Source organism: Streptomyces vastus (assembly GCF_039532825.1).
Classification (GTDB): Bacteria; Actinomycetota; Actinomycetes; order Streptomycetales; family Streptomycetaceae; genus Streptomyces; species Streptomyces vastus.
Genome location: NZ_BAAASJ010000113.1, coordinates 256,166 through 272,943, shown reverse-complemented (window position 1 = coordinate 272,943; position 16,778 = coordinate 256,166). Strand labels below are relative to the sequence as shown.

16 protein-coding genes and 1 pseudogene are annotated in these 16,778 nt (G+C 69.5%); 10 read left to right on the top strand and 7 right to left on the bottom strand.

The genetic code is table 11. The annotated features are described in order from the left end of the window. Positions 1 to 185 precede the first annotated feature (185 nt). The 4 genes and pseudogenes from ABD357_RS36075 to ABD357_RS36060 all read left to right on the top strand — a co-directional run. Positions 186 to 1,631 carry an amidohydrolase family protein gene (locus tag ABD357_RS36075; protein WP_344395481.1) on the top strand — a complete coding sequence of 482 codons (1,446 nt, stop codon included), beginning with the start codon at positions 186 to 188 and terminating at the stop codon, positions 1,629 to 1,631. Between the two features lie 2 nt (positions 1,632 to 1,633). Continuing rightward, positions 1,634 to 2,617 carry a fumarylacetoacetate hydrolase family protein gene (locus ABD357_RS36070; protein ID WP_344395480.1) on the top strand — a complete coding sequence of 328 codons (984 nt, stop codon included), beginning with the start codon at positions 1,634 to 1,636 and terminating at the stop codon, positions 2,615 to 2,617. Beyond that, a complete protein-coding gene (locus tag ABD357_RS36065; protein ID WP_344395478.1) occupies positions 2,614 to 3,558 on the top strand; it encodes an MBL fold metallo-hydrolase in 945 nt (314 codons plus the stop codon). The genes ABD357_RS36070 and ABD357_RS36065 overlap by 4 nt, the downstream gene beginning before the upstream one ends. Beyond that, positions 3,555 to 3,784 (top strand): annotated as a pseudogene (locus ABD357_RS36060) (CoA-transferase); the annotation flags it as partial. The gene ABD357_RS36065 and the pseudogene ABD357_RS36060, both read left to right, overlap by 4 nt. 185 nt (positions 3,785 to 3,969) lie before the next feature. Here the strand turns inward: ABD357_RS36060 and ABD357_RS36055 are convergent. The 4 genes from ABD357_RS36055 to ABD357_RS36040 are packed head-to-tail and all read right to left on the bottom strand — an operon-like array spanning position 3,970 to position 7,181. Then, entirely contained in the window at positions 3,970 to 4,386 is a 417-nt protein-coding gene (locus ABD357_RS36055) for a Fur family transcriptional regulator (protein ID WP_344395477.1), read from the bottom strand. A gap of 59 nt (positions 4,387 to 4,445) precedes the next feature. After that, the gene (locus ABD357_RS36050; protein ID WP_344395475.1) at positions 4,446 to 5,342 is read right to left on the bottom strand and encodes a metal ABC transporter permease; all 897 of its coding nucleotides are present in this window, start codon (positions 5,340 to 5,342) and stop codon (positions 4,446 to 4,448) included. Positions 5,343 to 5,361: 19 nt separating this feature from the next. After that, positions 5,362 to 6,144 (bottom strand): metal ABC transporter ATP-binding protein, encoded by a 783-nt coding sequence (locus ABD357_RS36045; RefSeq protein WP_344395474.1) that lies wholly within the window; start codon positions 6,142 to 6,144, stop codon positions 5,362 to 5,364. A gap of 32 nt (positions 6,145 to 6,176) precedes the next feature. Further along, on the bottom strand, positions 6,177 to 7,181 hold the full coding sequence (locus ABD357_RS36040; protein WP_344395473.1) for a metal ABC transporter solute-binding protein, Zn/Mn family: 1,005 nt from the start codon (positions 7,179 to 7,181) through the stop codon (positions 6,177 to 6,179). A 207-nt stretch (positions 7,182 to 7,388) separates the two neighbouring features. Here ABD357_RS36040 and ABD357_RS36035 point away from each other — a divergent pair, with 207 nt between their 5' ends. From ABD357_RS36035 to ABD357_RS36020, 4 genes are all read left to right on the top strand, one after another. Beyond that, complete coding sequence (locus ABD357_RS36035; protein ID WP_344395472.1) at positions 7,389 to 8,768, top strand: glycine--tRNA ligase; 1,380 nt, start codon at positions 7,389 to 7,391, stop codon at positions 8,766 to 8,768. 425 nt (positions 8,769 to 9,193) lie between these two features. After that, positions 9,194 to 10,138, top strand: coding sequence for a DUF4394 domain-containing protein (locus ABD357_RS36030; RefSeq protein WP_344395471.1), 945 nt, complete (start codon positions 9,194 to 9,196; stop codon positions 10,136 to 10,138). A 144-nt stretch (positions 10,139 to 10,282) separates the two neighbouring features. Beyond that, positions 10,283 to 11,287 (top strand): aldo/keto reductase, encoded by a 1,005-nt coding sequence (locus tag ABD357_RS36025; protein WP_344395470.1) that lies wholly within the window; start codon positions 10,283 to 10,285, stop codon positions 11,285 to 11,287. Positions 11,288 to 11,313: 26 nt separating this feature from the next. Beyond that, positions 11,314 to 11,901, top strand: a complete 588-nt coding sequence (locus tag ABD357_RS36020; RefSeq protein WP_344395469.1) for a TetR/AcrR family transcriptional regulator — start codon at positions 11,314 to 11,316, stop codon at positions 11,899 to 11,901. Positions 11,902 to 11,908: 7 nt separating this feature from the next. Here ABD357_RS36020 and ABD357_RS36015 read toward each other — a convergent pair whose 3' ends face one another. Then, positions 11,909 to 12,931, bottom strand: coding sequence for an aldo/keto reductase (locus tag ABD357_RS36015; protein WP_344395468.1), 1,023 nt, complete (start codon positions 12,929 to 12,931; stop codon positions 11,909 to 11,911). A gap of 147 nt (positions 12,932 to 13,078) precedes the next feature. On the opposite strand from ABD357_RS36015, the gene ABD357_RS36010 reads away from it, so the two are divergent. Next, a complete protein-coding gene (locus ABD357_RS36010) occupies positions 13,079 to 13,975 on the top strand; it encodes an AraC family transcriptional regulator (protein ID WP_344395467.1) in 897 nt (298 codons plus the stop codon). A 12-nt stretch (positions 13,976 to 13,987) separates the two neighbouring features. Here ABD357_RS36010 and ABD357_RS36005 read toward each other — a convergent pair whose 3' ends face one another. Together ABD357_RS36005 and ABD357_RS36000 are read right to left on the bottom strand one after the other, a co-directional pair. Beyond that, positions 13,988 to 14,194, bottom strand: coding sequence for a hypothetical protein (locus ABD357_RS36005; RefSeq protein ID WP_344395465.1), 207 nt, complete (start codon positions 14,192 to 14,194; stop codon positions 13,988 to 13,990). Between the two features lie 112 nt (positions 14,195 to 14,306). Then, a complete protein-coding gene (locus ABD357_RS36000; RefSeq protein WP_344395464.1) occupies positions 14,307 to 15,740 on the bottom strand; it encodes an MFS transporter in 1,434 nt (477 codons plus the stop codon). A gap of 101 nt (positions 15,741 to 15,841) precedes the next feature. On the opposite strand from ABD357_RS36000, the gene ABD357_RS35995 reads away from it, so the two are divergent. Beyond that, entirely contained in the window at positions 15,842 to 16,774 is a 933-nt protein-coding gene (locus ABD357_RS35995; protein ID WP_344395463.1) for a helix-turn-helix transcriptional regulator, read from the top strand. Positions 16,775 to 16,778 lie beyond the last annotated feature (4 nt).

The following is a 16,778-nucleotide window of genomic DNA, read 5'->3' as shown; positions in this document are numbered from 1 at the left end:
CTCCCGCTCGGTACCGCCCGTACAGCCGGTGCTTTCGTCTACGTCAGAGGAGGTCGAGCCGTCAATCCCTCGGTCACGGCCGGTTCACAACCATTTCGGCTGATGATCCCCAGCTTCCTCCTCTGGTGAGGTGAGTCCACGGGAGGCACTGCCTCTGTGGCTCGGATGACGAAGGGGTCATCATCATGGCTCGGCATCGCGTTGTGCTGCGCGGCGGCACCGTCCTCACCATGGATCCGCACCTGGGGAACCTGCCCCGAGGTGACGTGCTGATCGAGGACGGTGTGATCGCCGCGGTGGCACCGGCTCTCTCCGTCGAGGACGCGGAGACGGTGGACGTTACGGGATACATCGTGGCACCCGGCATGATCGACACCCACCGGCACACCTGGCAGACGCAGCTGCGCGCCCTGTGCGCCGACTGGACCCTGGCGGACTACCTGTTCGGCATCCGGCTCGGCGTCTCACCGGCCTACCTCGCCGAGGACGTCCACCTGGGCAATCACCTCGGCGCCCTGGACGCCCTGAATTCCGGCGTCACCACGATCCTGGACTTCTCGCACTGCAACAACACGCCCGAGCACGCCGACGCCGCGATCACCGGGCTGCGGGACGCGGGAATCCGCGCGGTGTTCGGCTACGGCTTCTTCGAGTCGAACCCGCTCCAGCCGCCGCACTTCACCGACCACGCCTTGCGCCTCGCGGACTTCCGGCGCGTCGCCGACACCCACTTCCCGAGCCGGGACGCACTGCTGACCCTCGGGGTGGCGCTCACCGAGTACGGCACGCTGCCGTTCGACACCACCCGCGCCGAGATCGCCGCCGCGCGCGAGCTGGACGCGCTGATCGTCACGCACACCGGCTGCGTGTGGTCACTGCCGAGCGGCGTGCGCGAATTCGCCGCGGCGGGCCTGCTCGGACCGGACCAGGTCCACGTGCACTGCAACACCCTCACCGACGAGGAGTGGCGCCTGCTGGCCGACCACGGCGCCAAGCTGTCGATCTCGGTGGAGACCGAACTCAACATGGGCATGGGCCGCCCCGCCTTCGCCGCCGCCCGTCGGCACGGCATCAAACCGACCCTGTCCTGCGACATCGTCTCCCTCAACACCGGTGACCTGTTCACCCAGACCCGCATGGGCCTGGCCTTTCAACGCTGGGCCGACACCGAGGACCTCAACCTCTCCGGCGGGGACCCCACCGCGGTCACCATCACCGCGCAGGAGGCACTGGCCTGGACCACCGTCAACGCGGCCGAGGCGATCGGACTCGATCACCGCATCGGCAGCCTCGCCCCCGGCAAGCAGGCCGACATCATCGTGACCGGCGGGCCTGGCATGTCCCAGCACCCGCACCTCGACCCGGCCGGCACCCTCGTCTTCCAGACCACCCCCGCCGACGTCCGCCACGTCCTGGTCGCCGGCCGCTTCGTCAAGCGCGACGGCCGACTCACCGGGACTGACCTTCCGTCCCTGCTCGCACGGGCGGACGCCTCAGCCGAATCCGTCCTCGGTCGGCTCGCCGACACCGGGCGCCCCCTGCCCGGCACCCCGCCGGAGGGCTGGGGCCTCATTGCCCGCATGTCGTCAGAGCTCCAGGCGACTGCGGAACACCAGCAGCCCGGAAAGTGATCATGCGATTCGTCACCTACACCGAAAGCGACGGCGACCGCGTCGGCGTACTCGACGCCGAGGATCTTGTCCACGCGCTCCCACCCGGCATCCGTCTCATCGACCTGCTCGACGACCCGCAGCGACTGCACAACGCGGCGGACAACGCGCTGCGCGATCCCCGTGCCGTGCATCCCTACGCCTCGCTCAGGCTGCGGGCGCCGATTCCCCAGCCGCCGACCGTGCGGGACTTCATGACCTTCGAGAGCCACGTAGAGGGCGTGGCCAGACTGGGCGGACCAGAGGCAGGCCCGCCCGAGCAGTGGTACGAGGCGCCGGCCTTCTACTTCACCAACCCCTACGCCATCCACGGCCCGCAGGACGACGTGCGCATCCCGCCGGGCTGCACGCGCTTCGACTTCGAACTGGAGGTCGCCGCCGTGATCGGGCGAGGCGGCCGGGACCTGACCGTCGACGAGGCCGAGTCCCACATCGCCGGATACGTCCTCATGAACGACTGGTCCGCGCGCGACCTGCAGTTCGCCGAGATGCAGGTCCGTCTCGGCCCCGCCAAGGGCAAGGACAGCGCCACCACGCTCGGCCCGGTGTTCGTCACCCCCGACGAACTGGAGCCCTACCGGGCGGGCAACGCCTACAACCTGCGGATGACGGCCGCCGTCAACGGCACCGTCGTAGGCGAAGACGTATGGAGCAACATGGCCTTCAGCTACGCGCAGATGATCGCCTACGCCTCGCGGGGCACCGAGGTCCGCACCGGCGACATCTTCGGCTCCGGGACCTGCGGCGGCGGCTGCCTGGCCGAACTGTGGGGACGCCACGGAGTCGACGCCCACCCTCCCCTCGTCCCGGGGGACACCGTCACCCTCAGCGTCGAGCACCTGGGCACCCAGACCTGCCGCGTGACCGAGCGTGCCGAGCGCCCCGCCGGCGATCTGCGGGCCACATCGCATCCGCACGCCCTCGCCCCCCACGGAGGCCACCGATGATCTCCGCCCAGAGCCCGGCACCGGACGCGGCAGGCACCGCCCACGCCGTGGCCCCCGGCGTGTACGCCTGGGTACAGCACGACGGCTCCTGGTGGATCAACAACGCCGGGTTCGTCGTCACGGACGACCACACCGTCCTCATCGACACCTGCGCCACCGAGAACCGCACCCGGGACCTGCTGGGCGCCGTCGACCGGGCGGCGCCGGGCACACCGATCCGCTACCTGGTCAACACCCACCTGCACGGCGACCACACCCACGGCAACAGCCTGCTGCCCCGCACGACGGTGGTCATCGCGCACGAAGCCACCCGCGAAGGCATCCTGACCGACACCGTCATCGACGGCTGCCCGCCGATCTGGCAGCCCGTGCCCGACTGGGGCACGGTCACCCGGCGCGCCCCGGATCTCACCATCCGCACAGCACTCACTCTGCACAGCGACAGCCATCCGATCGAACTCCACCACCCCGGCCACCCCGCGCACACCAGCGGCGACCTGATCGCCTGGCTCCCCGAACAACGCGTTCTGTTCGCCGGAGACCTGCTCTTCCACCGCGTCACCCCGCTGGTGTTCATGGGCTCTCTGGACGGCGCCCTGCGGTCCCTGGACTGGATCGCCTCCTTCGCACCCGAGCACGTGGTGCCGGGCCACGGCCCCGTCATCGACGCACATGCCCTGCCGGCGGTGCTCGACCAGCACCGCGCGTACTACCGACTCGTACTCGCCACCGCCCAGGCCGGCCTGCGCGACGGCCTCACACCCCTGCAAGCGGCGCGCACCTGCAGCCTCGGCCCATTCGCCGACCTGCTCGACGCGGAACGCATCGTCCTCAACCTGCACCGCGCCTACGCCGACACCACCGGCCAACCCTTCGACCTGCCCCAGGCATTCACCGACGCGATCACCTACAACGCGGGCCTCCTGCACACCCAGGTCTGACCGCACAAGGCGCGGGCGGGCTGCGGGTCGTCTCCAACCACTGCGGCGTGGACGGCCACGGCCTCGGTGTCCTGCTCGCCGCCGGCCGGATCGCCCGCGTCACCGGCTCCTACGTGGGCGAGAACAAAGGAGTTCGCTCGCCAATACCTGTCCGGCGAACTGGAGGCGGAACTCCTGCCGCAGGGCACGCTCGCCGAACGTCTGCGGGCCTGCGGCGCCGGTCGAGCGGGGGACCCCCATCATCCCGGGGCTCCGCCCCAGGCCCCCTTGATGGGTCGCGTGTCGGCTGCAGGTTCGTTGTGGCTTGTCGCTCCCCCACTTACGCCTCCGCTCGAGTGGGGGACCCCATCGCGGTGGAGCCGCAAGCTGATACAGCTCTGCGCCTCTAATGGGCGCTCACGGAACCGCCCATTACCCCCGCGCCGCCGCGCACTCCGCGCAAGTACCGAAGATCTCTACCGTGTGGGCCACGTTCACATAGCCGTACTCCGTGGCGATAGCTTCCGCCCACTTCTCGACTGCGGGGCCCTCGACCTCCACCGCCTTGCCGCATACGCGGCAGACCAGGTGGTGATGGTGTTCGCCCGTCGAGCAGCGGCGGTACACCGACTCTCCGTCGGACGTGCGCAGAACGTCGACCTCGCCCGCGTCGGCCAGGGACTGGAGCGTGCGGTACACCGTGGTGAGGCCTACGGAGTCGCCCTTGTGCTTGAGCATGTCGTGGAGTTCCTGCGCGCTGCGGAACTCGTCGACCTCGTCCAGCGCCGCGGCCACGGCAGCGCGCTGCCGGGTCGAACGGCCCCGTACGGGCGGTCCAGCGGTCGTCACCGTTGCCTCCTTCTGTCTGCGGCTCGCCGGGCCATTGTGCCAGCCCGATCTGAGGGCAGTCAGACGCCGACCTTCCCCGAGGCGTCACGGGTGGCCGGAATCGCGCACTCCGCAGGGTCCCCGGCGGTCTGCGCCATGGCCCGCGCCCGGCGCCGGTTCAGCGGCGTGGCCAGTGCGGTCAGCGCGATGAACGCCCCGATGGTCAGCAGGACAATTGTCGCGCCGGGCGGCACGTCCTGGTAGTACGAGGTGACCGTGCCGCCGATCGTCACGCTCACACCGATCGCCACGGCGACCGCGAAGGTGGCCGCGAAACTGCGGCTCAGCTGCTGCGCGGCGGCGACCGGCACCACCATCAGGGCGGAGACCAGGAGCAGGCCGACGACCCGCATCGCGACCGTCACCGTGACGGCCGCCGTGACGGCCGTGAGGAGGTTCAGGGCGCGGACCGGCAGCCCGGTCACCCGCGCGAACTCCTCGTCCTGGCTCACCGCGAACAGCTGCCGGCGCAGGCCCAGAGTGACGAGGACCACGAAAGCCGCCAGCAGGCAGATCGCGGTCACGTCGCTCTCGCTCACCGTCGACAGCGAGCCGAAGAGATACGAGGTCAGGTTGGCGTTGGAGCCGCCCGGCGCGAGGTTGATCAACATCACGCCGCCCGCCATACCGCCGTAGAAGAGCATGGCGAGGGCGATGTCGCCGCGCGTCCTGCCGTACCAGCGGATCAGCTCCATCAGCACCGCGCCCACCACGGACACGAGCGTCGCCATCCAGACCGGGGACCAGGACAGCAGGAAGCCGAGGCCCACGCCTGTCATCGCGACATGGCCGATTCCGTCGCCCATCAGGGCCTGGCGGCGCTGTACGAGGTAGATGCCGACGGCGGGCGCGGTGATACCGACGAGCACGGCGGCGAGCAGGGCCCGCTGCATGAAGGCGTAATCGAGGATGTCCATGGCCGGTCCTTCAGCTTCCTCAGCTCAGCAGGCCCGTGCGGACCGGTTCGGCGTCGTGCGCCGCGTGCGGGTGTACGTGGTCGTGGCCGGGCAGCGCATGCTGGCCGACCGCGGGCGGAGGCGGGCCGTCGTGTGCCACGCAGCCGTCGCGCAGGACGACCGCGCGGTTGATCAACGCCTCCAGCGGGCCCAGTTCGTGCAGCACCAGGAGTACGGACGCGCCCTGGCCGACCTGCTCGCGGAGGGTCTCGGCGAGCACCTCCTGGCTGACCAGATCGACGCCCGCCATCGGCTCGTCCATGATCAGCAGGTCCGGCTGGGCGGCGAGGGCACGGGCGATGAGTACGCGCTGGTTCTGGCCGCCCGACAGTGCGTCGACGGAGTGCTTGGCGTGGTCCGCCATGCCGACCAGCTCGAGGGCCTGGTGGACGGCCTCGCGGTCCGCCTTGCGCAGGATCCCGAAACGGGCCCGGGACAGCCGCCCCGACGACACCACCTCGGTCACCGTCGCGGGCACCCCGCCCGCGGCCGTCGTGCGCTGCGGTACGTACCCCACGCGCGCCCAGTCGCTGAAACGGCGCCGCGGTGTGCCGAACAGCTCGATCTCGCCGCGGGTGACCGGGACTTGACCGATGACCGTGCGGACGGCCGTGGACTTGCCGGAGCCGTTCGCGCCGAGCAGCGCGACGACCTCACCGCGGTGCACGGTGAGGTCGATGCCGCGCAGGACAGGGCGTGAGCCGAGTTCGGCCGTCACACCGCGCAGGGCGATGACGGGTTCCCCGGGCTGGTCAGCCTTCATGGCTCGCGCCCTCCCTTTGCCTTGTTCCGTGGTCACGTCGTGCCGAGAGCCTTCTCCAGCGCCGTCAGGTTCGCCTGCATGACCTGGAAGTAGTCGTCGCCCTTGGACTTGTCGGTGATGCCCTCGAGTGGGTCGAGTACATCAGTCTTGAGACCGGCGTCCGCGGCCAGGGTCTTCGCTGTCTTGTCGGAGACCAGTGTCTCGTAGAAGACGGTGGTGACGCCGTCCGCCTTCGCCTCCTGCTGGAGCTCCTTGACCCGCGCCGCGCTCGGCTCGCTGTCCGGCTCCAGGCCGGCGATGGCCTCCATGGTCAGGCCGTAGCGCTGGGCGAGGTAGCCGAAGGCCGCGTGGTTGGTGAAGAAGACCTTCGTCTTGGTGTTCTTGAGGCCGTCCTCGTACGCCGTGTCGAGGTCGTCCAGCTTCTTCACGAGGTCCGCGGTGTTCTTCTTGTAGTCCGCCGCGTTGTCCGGGTCCTCCTTCTCGAGGGCCTTGCCCACGCCCTCGGCGATCTCGGCGTACTTCACCGGGTCCAGCCAGACGTGCGGATCGAGGGTCGACTCCTCCTCACCCGCGTGCTCTTCCTCGCCGGCGGGCTCCTCTTCGCCCTCGCCGTGTTCGTGGCCGTCCTCGGTGCCGAGGTCCTCGAGCTTCGTCAGCGTGGCCGCGTCGAGCTTCGTCTTGACCTCGGACTGGCCCACCGCCTCGTCGACGGAGGGTTGCAGGCCCTTCAGATAGAGAATCGCGTCCGCTTCCTGGAGCTTCGCCGTCTGCTGGGCGCTGATCTCCAGGTCGTGCGGCTCCTGGCCGGGCTCCGTCAGGGAGGTCACACTGACGTGGTCCCCACCGATCTGCTCCGCGAGGAACTGCATCGGATAGAACGACGCCACGACGTCGAGCTTCCCGTCACCCTCGCCCTCCGCGGCGTTGGAGTCGGAGGAGCAGGCGGAGAGAGTGCTGATCGCGAGGGCGGTGGCCGCCAGTGCCGCGGTCCCGGCGGTGTTTATTCGAGAGGCGGCGAGGCGTCGTCGTACGTTCATGACACCCATTTTCAATGAAAGTGGAAACGATTGTCAACAAGCGTCCTGGTAAGAGGCAGGTAAACCCTGCGTAGGCGCTCTGTCCGTCCTCAACCCGAACCGATTTGATCCGGGGGGCGGGACCGCCGGTAATCTGAAGCATTCGCTCCTGAAGCATCGCTCCCGAAGCAATCGCTTCATCGCCGTCGTCGTAATGAAGAGAGCACCGTGGCCGCCGACAAGATCGACACCATCGTCAGCCTGAGCAAGCGCCGTGGCTTCGTCTACCCGTGCAGTGAGATCTACGGCGGCCAGCGCGCCGCCTGGGACTACGGGCCGCTGGGTGTCGAGCTCAAGGAGAACCTCAAGCGCCAGTGGTGGCGCTACATGGTGACGTCGCGCGAGGACGTCGTCGGTATCGACTCCTCGGTGATCCTGGCGACCGAGGTCTGGGTGGCCTCCGGTCACGTCGCCACCTTCACCGACCCGCTCACCGAGTGCACCTCCTGTCACAAGCGGTTCCGCGCGGACCACCTGGAGGAGGCGTACGAGGCCAAGCACGGCCGCATGCCCGAGAGCCTCGCCGAGGTCAACTGCCCGCACTGCGGCAACAAGGGACAGTTCACCGAGCCCAAGCAGTTCTCCGGTCTGCTCTCCACGCACCTCGGCCCCACGCAGGACAGCGGCTCCATCGCCTACCTCCGCCCCGAGACCGCGCAGGGCATCTTCACCAACTTCGCCCAGGTCCAGCAGACCTCGCGCCGCAAGCCGCCGTTCGGCATCGCGCAGATGGGCAAGTCCTTCCGGAACGAGATCACTCCGGGCAACTTCATCTTCCGTACGCGCGAGTTCGAGCAGATGGAGATGGAGTTCTTCGTCAAGCCGGGCGAGGACGAGAAGTGGCACGAGTACTGGATGGAGCAGCGCTGGAACTGGTACACCGGCCTGGGTCTCCGTGAGGAGAACATGCGGTGGTACGAGCACCCGGCCGAGAAGCTCTCCCACTACTCGAAGCGCACCGCGGACATCGAGTACCGCTTCCAGTTCGGCGGCAACGAGTGGGGTGAGCTGGAGGGCGTCGCGAACCGGACCGACTACGACCTCGGTGCCCACTCGAAGGCCTCCGGCCAGGACCTCTCCTACTTCGATCAGGAGGCCGGCGAGCGCTGGACTCCGTACGTCATCGAGCCCGCGGCCGGTGTCGGGCGGGCGATGCTCGCGTTCCTGCTCGACGCGTATGTCGAGGATGAGGCGCCCAACGCCAAGGGGAAGATGGAGAAGCGGACCGTGCTGCGGCTCGACCCTCGGCTTGCGCCGGTCAAGGTCGCGGTGCTGCCGCTTTCGCGGAACCCGGAGCTTTCCCCCAAGGCCAAGGGGCTGGCTTCGGCGCTGCGGCAGCACTGGAACATCGAGTTCGACGATGCCGGTGCCATCGGGCGCCGTTACCGGCGGCAGGATGAGATCGGTACGCCGTTCTGTGTGACGGTGGACTTCGACACGCTGGACGACAACGCGGTGACCGTGCGTGAGCGGGACTCGATGAAGCAGGAACGTGTTTCGCTGGACCAGATCGAGGGGTACCTGGCGAGTCGGCTGATCGGCTGTTAGGTCGCCCCCGCCGCCCCTACCCGTCCCATCCTGGGCTTCGCCCCGGACGACCCCACTGGGGCTGCGCCCCAGACCCGCCTGCGTCTGCCGGGTTCGTGTGGTTGGGCGGCTGCGGGTTCGTTGCGGCTGGTCGCTCCCCCACTCTCGAATTCGCTCGAGCGGGGGGACCCCCATCGCGGCGGAGCCGCAAATTGATACAGCCACGCGCCCCTAAAAACGCGCGGTTCCCCGCCCCTTACGGGGCGCGGGGAACCGCGCGTTTTTTAGCGCGGACCTGCCCGTTTCAAATGCCCCGGTTCTGTCTCGTCCGTAACGGATGTAACAGAACCGGCGGATTCGCAATCCAAGGCCCAAACCGTTCCGAAGAGGTGGGCATACGCGGCCCGCAGGGGGTGGGTCGCTGTGGACCTGTCACGGGGGCATCAATGCGTAAGCAGGCAATCATCGGCGTCGCGACCATGGCGCTGGCCATCGGAACCGTCGGCTGTGTCGCTGGGAGTCACGGGGAGCAGGGGGCCTCGTCGTCCGCGGCCTCGTCCTCTTCTGTGATCGAGGCCAAGGGCGGTGCGGGGGCGGTGCCGGCGGGCTCGGGCGGGCGGCTCAGCGCCATCGGGCTCACCGACAACCAGCGGCTCGTCAAGTTCCGTGTCGACCAGCCGAACCGCACCCTGCCGCTCGGCAAGGTGAACCGGCTCAAGGGGGACAGCAAGCTGATCGGCATCGACTACCGCGTACAGAACAACAAGCTGTACGGCGTCGGTGACCGCGGCGGCATCTACACGATCCGCGAGATCGGCGCCAAGGCCACCAAGGTCTCGCAGCTGAGCGTGGCCCTGCAGGGCAATTCCTTCGGCGTCGACTTCAACCCGGCCGCGAACCGGCTGCGGGTCATCAGCGACACCGGCCAGAACCTCCGCCACAACATCGACGACCCGGCCGGCGCCCCGGCCGCGGGCACCACCGCGGTCGACGGCACGCTCAGCAATCCGCCGGTTCCGCCCGCAACGACCGGGGCCACGGCGCAGGGGGTGACCGGAGCCGCGTACACGAACAACGATCTCGCCGCGACGACCGCCACCACCCTCTTCGACGTGGACACGGCTCTCGACCAGGTCTCCGTCCAGTCCCCGGCCAACGCGGGCAACCTCGCGCCCACCGGCAAGCTGGGCGTGGACGCCGGACCGGGCGCGGGCTTCGACGTCTACACCTCGACCCGTTCCGGCTCGAACACCGCGTACGCCGTCCTGCGCGTCGACGGCAAGCAGCGGCTGTACCGGGCGGACCTGCTGAACGGTTCGGTGGCTCGTACCGGGACGTTCGACAGCGGCCGGGCGGTTGTGGACCTGGCGTTGCCGCTCCGACAGGGCTGAGCCGAGTCCGGGCAATCACTGACACATGACAGGTGAGAAGTGACAGATGACAGATATTGAAATCTGTCATCTGTCATGTCAGGGTGAACGTACGACATCCCATCCGGCGGGGATTCCACCCCGCCGGGATCCTAAGGAGTTCGTATGCAAACCCGTCCTCTCGGAACGACCGGCCCCCGGGTCTCCGCTCTCGGCCTCGGCTGCATGGGCATGTCGGCGTTGTACGGCGAGGCCGACCGCGCCGAGTCCGTCGCGACCATCCACGCCGCCCTCGAAGCGGGCGTGACCCTGCTCGACACCGGTGACTTCTACGGCATGGGGCACAACGAGATGCTGATCGGCGAGGCGTTGCGGACCGCGCCCGCCGCGCGGCGCGAACAGGCGCTCACCAGCGTGAAGTTCGGTGCCCTGCGCGACCCGGACGAGGGGTGGGCCGGATACGACGGCCGCCCGGCCGCGGTCAGGAACTTCGCCGCGTACTCGCTTCAGCGCCTCGGCGTCGAGCACATCGACGTCTACCGGATCGCCCGCCTCGACCCGGACGTGCCGATCGAGGAGACGGTGGGCGCGATCGCGGAACTGGTCGAGAAGGGGTACGTCCGGCACATCGGCCTGAGTGAGGTCGGTGCCGAGACGATCCGCCGGGCCGCCGCGACCGCGCCGATCGCGGACCTCCAGATCGAGTACTCGCTCATCTCGCGCGGCATCGAGGACAAGGTGCTGCCGGTCACCCGTGAGCTGGGGATCGGCATCACGGCGTACGGCGTGCTCTCCCGGGGGCTGATCTCCGGGCACTTCACCGCGGACCGGCAGCTGGCGCCGAACGACTTCCGCTCGTTCTCGCCCCGCTTCCGGGGCGAGAACCTCCAGCACAATCTGGGCCTCGTCGAGGCGCTGCGGAAGATCGCCGAGCAGAAGGGCGTCTCGGTCGCGCAGATCGCCATCGCCTGGGTGCTGTCCCGCGGCGAGGACATCGTGCCGCTGATCGGCGCACGGCGCCGGGACCGCCTGACGGAGGCGCTCGGAGCGCTCGACGTCACCCTCGATGCCCCCGACCTCGCCGCGATCGAGGACGCGGTGCCGGCCGACGCCGTCGCGGGCGAGCGTTACCCGGAGCAGCAGATGGCACACCTCGACAGCGAGCGCTGACGGCACCGCCGGGTACGGTCATCGGCATGGCGACCACCGAGACTCTGACCGCCGAGCGCATCCTCGAAGCGACCGAGGAGGTGCTGCGCCGCCACGGCCCCGCGAAGGCCACCGTGGTGGACGTGGCCCGAGCGCTCGGCGTCAGCCACGGCAGCGTCTACCGGCACTTCCGTACGAAGGCGGCGCTCCGAGAGGCCGTGACGATGCGGTGGCTGGACCGTACGACGGGGACCTTGTCCGGCATCGTCACCGAGGAGGATCGGGACCCGGAGGACCGGCTGCGCGAGTGGTTCTCCGCCCTCTTCGCCGCCAAGCGCCGTAAGGCGGGGGACGATCCCGAGCTCTTCGCCACGTACAGCGTGCTGGCCGGCGAGAACGGCGAGGCGGTCGGCCGGCACCTCGCCGAACTGACCGGCCAGCTGACGGAGATCGTCCGGGCCGGTGTCGATGCAGGCGTCTTCACCACCACCGACCCGGCGACCACCGCCCGCGCCCTCTTCCACGCCACGGGCCGCTTCCACGACCCCGTCTACGCCCCCGAATGGGAACAGCCGGGAATCGACGCGGAGTTCGAGGCGGTCATGGGCCTGGTGCTCCGAGGGCTGCGCGCCTGACCGGCTCTCACCAGGTGGGCATGATCGCCTCCGGGTAGCGGGACCCGGCCGCGCCCTGCGGCAGGATCTCCTGGACACGGGCCAGGTCCTGCGGTGTGAGCGTGACGTGCGCCGCCGCGACGTTCTCGGCGAGGCGCTGCGGGCTGCGGGTGCCCGGGATGGGCACGATGTCGTCGCCCTGGGCCAGCAGCCAGGCCAGCGCCAACTGCGTGACCGTGATGCCCTTGGCGTCGGCCAGCGCGGTCAGCTCGCGGATGGCGGTCAGGTTCTTCTCGTAGTTGCCGGGCTGCCAGCGGTCGTCCCAACTGCGCATGTCGTCCGCGGGGTATTCGGCGGCGGGCTTCACCGCACCGGTGAGGAAACCGCGGCCCAGCGGTGAGTACGGTACGAAGCCGATGCCCAACTCGCGTACCACGGGCAGTACTTCGGCCTCTACCGCCCGCTCGAACACCGAGTACTCGGTCTGCAGCACGGACACCGGGTGGACGGCGTGGGCGCGCCGCAGGATGTCCGGGCCCGCCTCGCTGAGCCCCAGGTACCGCACCTTGCCTTCGGCGATCAGCTCGCCGACGGTGCCCGCCACGTCCTCGATGGGTACGTCCGGGTCGACCCGGTGCTGGTACAGCACGTCGATGTGGTCGGTGCCGAGGTGGCGCAGGCTGTTCTCGGTGACCTCACGGATGTGGTCCGGGCGGCTGTTCAGCGCGAAGCCCGCGCCGTTCTGCGGGACGCTCATGTCGAAGCCGAACTTGGTGGCGATGACGACGTCGTCGCGGAAGTCCCTCACGGCCCGGCCGAGCAGTTGCTCGTTGCTACCCGTGCCCATGCCGTACAGCTCTGCGGTGTCGAAGAGGGTGACGCCGAGGTCGTACGCCCTGCGGATGGTGGCGATACCGCCGGGCTCGTCGCCGGCTCCGTACGCCATGGTCATACCCATCGTGCCGAGACCGATCGCCCCGACCTGAAGGCCCTGCGTGCCGAGCTTGCGCGTCGGCAGGTTCCTGCTCTGGTCTGTGTCCTGCTGTGTCATGCCGTCGACGCTATGAGCGATGGGGCCGCCGGGTCATGGGCCGCAGACCGCATAGAATTGCCTGATCCTCTCAGCCTCCTGTTCAGGTTCCCGCTCAGGATCCGGCACTGATCCCGCTCATGACCCCCACCATCCAGGGAGCGCTCCATGCTCGACGAGCTCGCGTCGGCCATCGCCCGGCACGGCGACGACTGGTGGTCCGACACCGCGGTGCCACGCCTCCGGCTGGTGAGGCTGGACGAGCCCATCACCCCCATCGACCTGCTGTACGAGCCGATGATCTGCTTCATCGTCGACGGCTCCAAGAGCAGTGTCGCGGGCGACCGGAGCTGGACGACCGGGAGCGGGGAGATGCTCTTCAACTCGCTCGTGCTGCCGGTCACCTCCACGTTCGAGCGGCTGCCGTACCGCTCGGCGGTGCTGCGCCTCGACGGCCCGACGCTCGCCGACCTCCTGCTGGAACTGGACGGAACGGACCCCGTCACGCTCACCGGGCCCGAGCCCGAGTCCGGCGGGCAGATCACCGCACCGATGACCCCCGAGATCGTCGACGCGGTCACCCGATGGGTACGCCTGCTCGACACCCCGGACGACATCCGCCCCCTGGCGAACCGTATCGAGGGCGAGATCCTCTACCGCCTGCTCGGCAGTCCCCTCGGCCCGACTCTGCGTCACTTCACGCTTGCAGACACCGCCGCCGCCCGGGTCCGCACGGCGGCCAGGTGGATCTGCGCTCACTTCACCGAGCCGCTCAGCATCGAAACGATCGCTTCGGTGGCCCACATGAGCCCCGCCACCCTGCACCGCCACTTCAAGACGGCCACCGGCATGAGCCCGTTGCGCTTCCAGAAGCACCTGCGACTTCAGGAGGCCCGCCGCCGTCTGCTCGCCGGCGACACCACGGTGGCGCTGGTCGCGGAGGCGGTCGGGTATGCGAGCGCGACGCAGTTCAACCGCGAGTACCGACGGGCGTACGGACTGCCGCCGGCCCAGGACGCGGCCCGCCTGCGGGGTCGGCTGGTGGGCGCCGGGCGGACACGGTAGGGACCGGTTCCGCTATCCCTCCGACGGATCCACCGTCGCCTGATGCGCCTCCGCGAGGTGTTCCTCCGCCTTCAGCCACGGCAGGAACTGCGCGCCCTTCTTCCAGCCGCACGTATCACATCTGACGGTGCGCTGCATCCCCGCGCGTTGAACCCGTACGACGTGCTCGCGGCCGTGCTGGTCCCAGCGGCTGACCTTGCTCGTGTTGATCTCCAGCATGACGAACTCCTCTTGTAGGGCGGCTCGCAGAAGGAGTTTGCAGCAAGACCAACATCAACAGGGGTCACTTGTGAGGAGACTTGGCGCACGGAAGGCGTCGGACCTCGAGGCGCTAGCTGATCCTGCGCGGCAGGCGCAGGCTCAGCAGGATCGTCAGGACGATGCCCGCCAACTGCGCCAACAGCGTTGTGACCAGGGCGTCTCGCATGCCCAGGCCGGGTACCAGGGCCAGGAAGAGGGTGCCGAGGGTGGCGACGCCCAGGGCGAGGGCCGACTGCTGGACTGTGATCATCACGCCGCTGCCGACTCCGGCCCGCGCGGGCGGAACCTCGGAGAGGATCACGCGGAAGACGACGGGGAGTTGGAGGGCCTGGCCCGCGCCCGCCACGGCCGCGCCCGGCAGCAGTTCCACCACGCCCAGGTCCGGCCAGGAGCGCCAGGCGGCGAGGGCGATGAGGGCCACGCCGACCGCCTGGATCAGTCCGCCGACGGTCACGACGCGTGTGCCGTGGCGGGTGACGAGCCGAGGGCCCCAGAGCGAGACGACCAGGAAGACCACCGCCATGGGCGCCAGCGCGAGTCCGGCCGGGACCGGGCCGAGCCCGGCACCCTGCTGCAGCGCCACCGCGATCACGAACATGAAGCCGCTGAAGCCGATCGAGAACGGCACCACCATGGCCAGGCCCCGGCGCAACGACACCAGCGCGAACAGACTCGGCGGCACCAGGGGCGTACGGCCCTGGCGGTCCTCCCGGCGCTCGACGAGGTAGAACGCCGTCGCCGCGAAGGGGAACGCCGCCAGCGCCAGCCAGGTCCACAGCGGCCAGCCCGCCGCCCGGCCCTCGGTCAGCGGCGCCAGCAAGGTCAGCAGGGAGACGGCCAGGAGCACTGTGCCGGGGACGTCCACCGGCTCGGGATGCTGCGAGCGCGTCTCGGGGACGGTGCGTGCGGCCAGGATCAGGCCGAGCAGCACCACGGGCACGTTCACCAGGAACACGGAGCGCCATTCCGTGCCCGCGATGTTCGCCGCGACCAGGACGCCGCCGAGGATCTGGCCCGCGACCATGGAGAGCCCGGCCGTCGCGCCGTACAGGCTCATGGCCTTGGCGCGGCGCGGACCCTGAGTCGCCGACTGGATGGTGGCGAGGACCTGCGGCAGCATCGCCGCGGCTGCCGCGCCCTGTGCGACGCGTGCCGCGACCAGCGTCCAGGCGGTGGGTGCAAGGCCGCACGCCAGCGAGGTCAGCCCGAAGGCGGCCATACCGGCGAGGAAGAGCCGACGCCGGCCGAACATGTCGCCGAGCCGTCCGCCGAGGACGAGGAGCACGGCGTACGAGACTCCGTATCCGGCGACGACGAGTTCCAGGACCGCCTCGCCTGCGGACAGGTCGCGGCCGATCGTCGGCAGGGCGACATTGACGATGAAGAAGTCGATGAGGGGGAGTGCCGCGCCGAGGAGCACGGTGAAGAGCCCCAGTCCGCCGAGCACGGGCGGGGCGGCGTGGGAGCGGGCGGCACTTCGGTCGAGAGTTCCTGTGTCGGTCACGTACCTCAGCGTGGGCCAACTCCCAGACGGGTACCAGAGTGTGCTCATCCTGGTAGAAGCAGTACCTGGCAACAGGATCGGCCAGGCGGCAGGCTGGAGGCATGACGAGCATGGTCCGGGAGGTTCAGGAGATTCACGCGGCGGAGGCCCGCGAAGACAAGGAGCCGGTGGCGGCCAGGGAGTCGGTGATCCGGCGACATGAGCTCGCCGCCTTTCTGCGTCACCGCCGCGAGCACATCGCCCCCGAGCAGGTCGGCCTGCCCCGAGGCCGCCGCCGACGTACCCCGGGTCTGCGCCGCGAGGAGGTCGCGCAGCTCTCCGCGGTCGGCGTCACCTGGTACACGTGGCTCGAACAGGCCAGGGACATCCAGGTCTCCGTCCAGGTCCTCGACGCCCTCGCCCGCACGCTGATGCTCGACGCCAGCGAGCGCGCGCACCTCTTCAACCTGGCGGGGGCCGTCGACCCCGCACCCGGCGCGCACTGCGCGTCGGTCACCGACGCCCAGCGCGCACTCCTGCGACAGCTGGATCCGATCCCGGCCTCCATCCAGAACAGCCGGTACGACGTCCTCGCCTACAACCGCACGTACGGGCTGCTGTTCTGCGACCTCGACGCCATCCCGCCTCAGGACCGCAACTGCATGCTCCTGTGCTTCACGAACGAGGACTGGCAGTCGTCGCTCGTACGGCTGGAGGAGACCATGCGGATCATGGCCGCCAAGTTCCGCGCCTCGATGGCCGGTCATCTCGCGGAGCCCGCCTGGAAGATGCTGCTCAATCGGCTGCGTACCGAGTCGCCGGAATTCCGGGAGATCTGGGAACGGCACGAAGTCGTGAGCGCGAGCAGCAAACGCAAGCAGTTCACCAACGCCCACGTCGGCCTGCTCACCGTGGACAGCACCGACCTGTGGCTGGGCCCGCACAACGGTCCCCGCATGCTGACGTTCGCCCCGGCCGACGCCGAGTCCCGCGAACGCCTGGAGAAGCTGCACGCGATCGCCCTCGAGAGGGCGGGAGGGGTCGGGAGGGGGTGAGAGC